The organism is Phenylobacterium sp., assembly GCF_036495085.1.
GTDB lineage: Bacteria > Pseudomonadota > Alphaproteobacteria > Caulobacterales > Caulobacteraceae > Phenylobacterium.
The window spans coordinates 21,990-28,011 of sequence record NZ_DASXNL010000044.1 but is presented as its reverse complement, the minus strand read 5'-3'; the positions used below and the strand labels follow the sequence as shown (position 1 = coordinate 28,011).

6 protein-coding genes and 1 pseudogene are annotated in these 6,022 nt (G+C 65.4%); 1 reads left to right on the top strand and 6 read right to left on the bottom strand.

The genetic code is table 11. From position 1 onward, the window contains the following. Positions 1-217: pseudogene (locus VGI62_RS06315) on the bottom strand (hypothetical protein); the annotation flags it as partial. A gap of 287 nt (positions 218-504) precedes the next feature. On the opposite strand from VGI62_RS06315, the gene VGI62_RS06310 reads away from it, so the two are divergent. Further along, positions 505-1,092 (top strand): TetR/AcrR family transcriptional regulator, encoded by a 588-nt coding sequence (locus VGI62_RS06310; protein ID WP_331503553.1) that lies wholly within the window; start codon positions 505-507, stop codon positions 1,090-1,092. On the opposite strand, the gene VGI62_RS06305 is transcribed toward VGI62_RS06310, so the two are convergent. From VGI62_RS06305 to VGI62_RS06285, 5 genes are all read right to left on the bottom strand, one after another. After that, a complete protein-coding gene (locus tag VGI62_RS06305) occupies positions 1,076-1,516 on the bottom strand; it encodes a globin (protein ID WP_331503552.1) in 441 nt (146 codons plus the stop codon). The genes VGI62_RS06310 and VGI62_RS06305 overlap by 17 nt on opposite strands. After that, positions 1,506-2,114 carry a TetR/AcrR family transcriptional regulator gene (locus tag VGI62_RS06300; RefSeq protein ID WP_331503551.1) on the bottom strand — a complete coding sequence of 203 codons (609 nt, stop codon included), beginning with the start codon at positions 2,112-2,114 and terminating at the stop codon, positions 1,506-1,508. The genes VGI62_RS06305 and VGI62_RS06300 overlap by 11 nt, the downstream gene beginning before the upstream one ends. Positions 2,115-2,143: 29 nt before the next feature. Continuing rightward, positions 2,144-3,430 (bottom strand): cytochrome P450, encoded by a 1,287-nt coding sequence (locus VGI62_RS06295; RefSeq protein WP_331503550.1) that lies wholly within the window; start codon positions 3,428-3,430, stop codon positions 2,144-2,146. Positions 3,431-3,631: 201 nt separating this feature from the next. After that, positions 3,632-4,798: a hypothetical protein gene (locus VGI62_RS06290; RefSeq protein WP_331503549.1), complete on the bottom strand. Its 1,167-nt coding sequence runs from the start codon at positions 4,796-4,798 to the stop codon at positions 3,632-3,634. Between the two features lie 101 nt (positions 4,799-4,899). Further along, on the bottom strand, positions 4,900-6,015 hold the full coding sequence (locus VGI62_RS06285) for an acyltransferase family protein (RefSeq protein WP_331503548.1): 1,116 nt from the start codon (positions 6,013-6,015) through the stop codon (positions 4,900-4,902). Positions 6,016-6,022 lie beyond the last annotated feature (7 nt).

Below are 6,022 nucleotides of genomic sequence, written 5' to 3'. Positions count from 1 at the left end.
CCAGCACCACCGCCTTGGCGTCGGCCAGCCGGTAGAGCTCGTGGGCCTCCATGTCGGCGTCCACCAGCATGAAGTTGTCGACCCGCCGCGGCGCCTCGGCCACGCTCGCCGTCGCACTGGCCCCTTGCGCAAGCGCGTTGGACGCTATGTCCGTGGTGCAGCCGCAGGCGAGCAGGGCGCTTGCCGCAGCTCCCAGGACGCCTAGTCGCGCAGACATCATCGAAGCCCCCCGCAGATCACCCGGAGCGAGCCGCTGTCGCAAATGCGTTCAGCCGATCACCGATTCGGTGTCAACGAACGTCATTCGGCAAGTGAATTCTCTTTAACCCGCCGTACCTCAGCCGGCTGGTGACGAACCGGGCCAGCCGCGATAGTTCGGAAGGGAAGCTGCGGGACAAGCGGCGCGAGGATGGCGGCATCCAGCGGGACGGGGGGAATCGGCGTGGGTCGAGCGCTATTTGAGAGTGTCGGGCGGGCAACCCGGTCCGGCGGGTGCGAGCCGAGGTGAACCCAAGCTTCAAACACCCATCGCATGAGGTCTCGAGCGTCAGGGCCAAGGCCTTGGCTGCGGCGTCCGAAATCCTCGCCGCCAAGGGTGTCGAGGACCTCAATCTCAAGGCCATCGCCGAGGGGGCGGGCATCGGGATTTCATCTATGTACCACTACTTCGCGAACAAGGAGGCTCTGCTCCTGAGCCTTGCCGTGAAGGGGTTCGACGATCTGGCGGAGGAAATGGTCCGTCTGCGATCTAGCCAGGACCTTCCAACCCCGCTCGCCGCAGGGGTCCGGGGCTATTTTGGCTTCGCCCAGGCGCATCCGGCGCTGTTTTCGGTGATGTTCAGCGAGCGCCTGATGGCCCGTCACGAGATCCTGCGCGCCGCGGACCACAGGACATTCCTGGTATTTCAGTCGACGGTCGATGCCGATCCCCGGTTTCCGGCCGCGCATAAGGCCAACGCGGCCACGGCGCTCTGGGCCCTGGGGAGAGGGATCGCAGCGATGATCTCGTCGCAGCCCGAGGGCAAGTTGCCGTCAGAGCTTGCCGCGCGGCTTTGGGCGGGGGCTTCCTACCTCGTCAATCATCCGAAATAGAGGCAGCCTCTGGCTCAGGATGGGCCACGTAGTGGTCAAGGTCAGCCAAGACGCGCCGCCAGGCCACCGCCATCGCATCTGTCCAGTCAGGGCCGCAGGTTTCGCGCACGATCTCTTCGACGATGCCGAAGAAGGTGGCGAACACGTTGCGCGGCACGTCATAGCCTTCGTGCGTGACGACTTCGGTCTCAATCAGATGGTCGGCGTAGCGGCGCTCGCCGATGAAATCGAGGATGGCCTCGAACACCTTCGCCAGCATCTCGCCCTTGATGGCGTCCGTCGTGTCGCGCCAGAACAATGCCATCATCTGCGGCTGGCGCTCGAATAACCGCTCGTAGACGCGCGGGCTGAGGTCGCCGCCGCGCTCAGCCGCGATTTCCAAGCTGGCCTCGACGGCCGCCGCATGGGCGGCTTCAGTCCTCATCGGCTGGCCATGGAACCAGAAGGGTCTCGAATATCGCGGTGGCCCGATCGATGAACACCTCCCGCTCGCGTCCCTTGAGCGCCTCGTTGCGGATGAGGCGTTCTACGAGGAAGCCAATATAGGTCGCGGCCAGCACGCGGGCGCGAGCGGCGGCGTCTTCCCCGCCTAGCCAGTCGCGGATCGGGCCCAGGAAACGCTCCTGGACGGCGACATTCAACAGCGGCGCGGTCGTGGGCGACGTCGCCGTACGCAGCAGGAACTGGAAGCTGAGGGTGCGCTCCTCGCCCACGTGGGCGGCGTCGGCCAGCATGGCGGCAGCCTCGCGAGGGAAGGTCCGACGGTCCCATGCCCGCAGGCGATCGGGGTGGAACGACCCCTTCAGCGCCTCGATGAACAAAGCTTCCTTTCCGCCAAAGTAGCGCTTGACCAGGGCGACGTCGGATCGGGCGTCGGCGGCGATATCGCGCAGCGCCGCGCGATCGTAGCCGGATCGCGCGAAGTGCGCCTTGGCCGCCTCGAGGATCGCAGCCCGGGTGGCCCCGGCGTCACGCTTTCGCGGCCCGACCCGATCTCGGCCCAGGCTTGCAGCGTCACTCATCCCTGAATTCGGCCCACTGGATCCTGCGCTCAGGTGCGGGCCGGAATGATCACGGGCAGGCTCTCGAAGCCATGCACGAAGGCCGACCAGTTGAGCACGGGCTCGCCCACGACCTTGATCTCCGGGAAGCGCTTTAGGATCTCTTCCCAGATGATCGTCAGCTGCATCTCGGCCACCCGGTTGCCGACGCAGCGGTGGATGCCGAAGCCGAACGACATGTGCTGGCGAGGCCGCTCGCGGTCGATGATGAACTCGTTTGGCCGTTCGACCATATCTTCATCGCGGTTGCCCGAGATGTACCACATGGCGACCTTGTCGCCCTTCTTGATGGTCTTGCCGCCGAGCTCGACGTCCCGCGTGGCGGTGCGGGCCATGTGCGCTAGCGGCGTCTGCCAGCGGATCGTCTCGGACACCATCGGCAGTACGAGGTCTGGATTGGCGCGAAGCTTGGCGTACTGGTCCGGGTTCTTGTTGAGCGAATAAACGCTGCTGGAAATGGTGTTCCGCGTCGTGTCGTTGCCGCCGACGATCAGCAGGATGACGTTGCCCTGGTAGGTTTCCACGGACATGTTCCGGGTGGCCGGGTTGTGCGCCATCATCGAGATCAGGTCGTTGCCGGGCGGGGCGTTGACCCGCTGGTTCCAAAGCTCGGTGAACGCGCCGAAGCATTCGAACATCGCCGCTGCCTTCTGCTCCCAGCTCTCCACCGGCCCATGGCCCGGCATGTTCATCACCATGTCCGACCACCAGGGCAGCTTGCGGCGCTGTTCGAACGGGAAGTCGAACAGGGTGGCCAGCGTCATGGCCGTCAGTTCCTTCGAGACCAGGTCCACCCAGTCGAATTCCTTGCCGATCGGCAGGCTGTCCAGGATCTCGCCTGCCCGTTCGCGCACCATGGGCGCCATGATCTGCAGATTGGCCGGCGCCAGCGTCGGGCTCACCGCCTTGCGGGCCGGGCCATGGTCGGGCTCGTCCATGGTGATGAAGCCGGCGCCGCCGCGGCGGCGTTCGCCCATGACCTTTATCTGCTCGGCCATCGCCTCAAGGTTGACCAGGGTGATGCCGTCGGCCGACGAGAACGCTTCATGGTCGGTGTCCACCGCCATGATGTCATTCCACTTGGTGATCGACCAATAGGGACCGAACTCGCTCTCGGGTGTGAAATGGACCGGGTCTTCGCGACGCAAGCGCTCGAACACCGGCCAGATGGTGTCGTCGTAGAAGCGGCTCACCTTAGCCGGGTTCAGCTCCGCCAAGGGGGTGGCGGCAATCTCGGCGGCCGCCTCGGCGCCCTGGACTTTCACGGAGATGTTCATGGTTTCGCTCCCTGACGTGGTCGCTTCACGACGCTGACCCGGTGAACCCTGCAGTCTCAAAAGGATCGCTCGAACGCGCCTCACCCGACGCTCGCGCCAGCGGCCGCCCATGTCAATGCTTGTTGACTTGAGGCGGAGTCAGCTGCGGTCACGCGCGCCCTCGTGAGGCGCGCGCTTAAGCGATGCGACGCTTGAAACCGCTCAGTCGGCGCCGGATTTGCCTTTTGCCGGCGCCTGAGCGGGCGTGGGGGCCGGTTCGCTCTTGGCCGCGGCCGCGGCGGCTTCCTTCTCCTGGCGACGCGCGCCCGCAAGGATCGCGGGTAGCGCGTAATTCCCCTCGTGGCAGGCGTACTCGTAGACGATGCCCTTCAGCGGGGAGAAGTCGTATTCGCCGCCCCAAGGCTTGTCCCAGGTGTCGGGGTCTTCCAGCTGGAACTGGTAATTGATCCGGGTCGGCGAGACGCGGGTGAAGCGTTCAGTGACCTTCAGGTTCTTCCACGAGCCCATGAAGCCCTGACCCTGCGGCAGGTTGGTGGTTTCGACCACCAGGGTGTTCCCCTCGAAGTGGCCGATCGAGTCCCCCATCCACGGACGCACGCCATCGGTTCGATGTCCGCCCTTCAGCCGGATGATCCGGGCATCGTGAATCAGCTCCACCTGGATCACCACGGCGTCGGGCGACTGCTGGATGTAGTAGTTATTATTGTAGTAGCCGTTGGCCAGCATCGGTGGGCCGGCGTTGGCGCCGAAGCCCATGATGCAGCGCTCGCCCAGCGAGCGGTTCTCGTAACTGTCGTAGGACTCTCGCGGGAAACCGCCGCGCCCGCCCGGAGCGCCGGCCTTGCGGGCGGGCGGCATTCCGTTGGGGGTCGTGATGATGGACGAGCGGTACTCGCCGTTCACCTCCATCATGTGGTTGCCCGGATCGATCCAGAAGGTGTTGTAGCCGCCCACGTCTCCGCCGGCGGCGGCGAAGTCGGGCCGGATCTTTACAAGCTGCGCCTCGGGAGAGTTGGGATCGGTTACGGCGCCGGGCCCCTTTTTCTGGTCGGTGGGCGCGTCGGCGGCGGCCAGGGCCTCGGCGAAGACTTTCTCGAGCTGCGCGGCCTGGGCTTTCGGGACGACGAGCTTGTCCGTCAGCCTCGCGTTGCGGACAAGGGGTGTCATGGTGGCGTTGGACCAGTAGCCGGAGAAGTCCGGCTGGCCCATGGCGTTCTTTGGCGGAACCCAACCGGGCTGCGGGATCGTCGGGTCGTCGCCCGCAGCCCCCTTGGCCTCAGGGCTTTGGGCTGGTGCGCCGTGGGCGCCCAGCGCGAGGCTGGCCGTTGAAAGGGCGGTTCCCAACGCGAAAATAAGCGCGCGTCGCATGGCGTCAAACTCCCAGGGTCTATTCTGTTTTGATACTTGGTGGATCATAACATCGATTCAGCCTGACGCGCGGGCAAGCGCGTACCGCAGTTTCGATCCGGCTAGAGCGCCACGACAATGTCTCGCCGGTCCAGAATATATCCGAGCAGCCAACACGTCAGCATGTAGGTGACGGCGCCCAGCAAAGCGCCCAGAGGTCCAGGGGCCGTGGCCTGGAAAACGTTCACGCCCAGCCACTGGTAGACATCGACGCCCGGCGCGACCTGGACCTGCTGCAAGGTGACCACGAACAGCTCCGAGAACAGGTAGATGACCAGGGGGTTGCGGCCGAAGACCTGAAAGAAGCGGGTAGCCGGGTTCGGCGCGCGGCCCTCCAGGAGGGCGGCCAAAGCAGCCAACACCATCAGGTCCAGGCCGGTGGTCAGCAGGACAAAGCTGCCGGTCCAGAGCTTCTTGGAGATCGGAAAGGCAGGACTCCAGGCAACGGCGGCAAGTGACAAGGCGACGCCCGCCAAGGCCATCCGCGCCAGGGAGCGGCCCCGATCGGGGGCATGAGTGAAGTAGCGCGCGGCGAGGTAGCCCGCGATGACATTGACGGTTGCCGGCATGGCGCCCAGCAGCCCCTCGGGGTCGAAGCCGCCATCGCGGCGATAGAGGTGGCTCTGGCCCAGCACGAAAAGATCCAGGCGCGTGCCTGCGTTGCCGAGCTTGGAGAAGGGGTCGGACGGATCGACAGCCAGCAGGATCGCCCAGTAGCCGGCCAGCAGCGCTCCCGAAAGGATCACGAGATTGCGCGGCGACAGGTAGCGCACGGCGAAGGCGCCCAGCGCATAGCAGAGCGCGATCCTCTGCAGAACGCCCATCACCCGGGTGTCGCTGAACGGCGTCAGGGTCCAGGCGCCGTCGACCTGCCGGAAGAAGGGGTACCAGTACATCAGGAAGCCCAGGAGGAAGATGAGGGCGGCCCGGCGCAGCACCTTGCTCGCGAAGGCCCAGTCGGTGGTCGGTCGCAGGAACGCAAACGCCATCGAGCAGCCGACAGCGAAAAGGAAGGACGGAAAGACCCAATCGGCTGCCGTGAACCCAAACCACTTGGCGTGCACGAGCCAGGAATAGGGCTCCGCGCCGGGCGCCGGGGTGTTGACGATGATCATCAGGCAGACGGCCAGCCCACGGAAGACATCCAGCGACAGGAAGCGCTCACAAGGCTTTGCCATGGGCAAA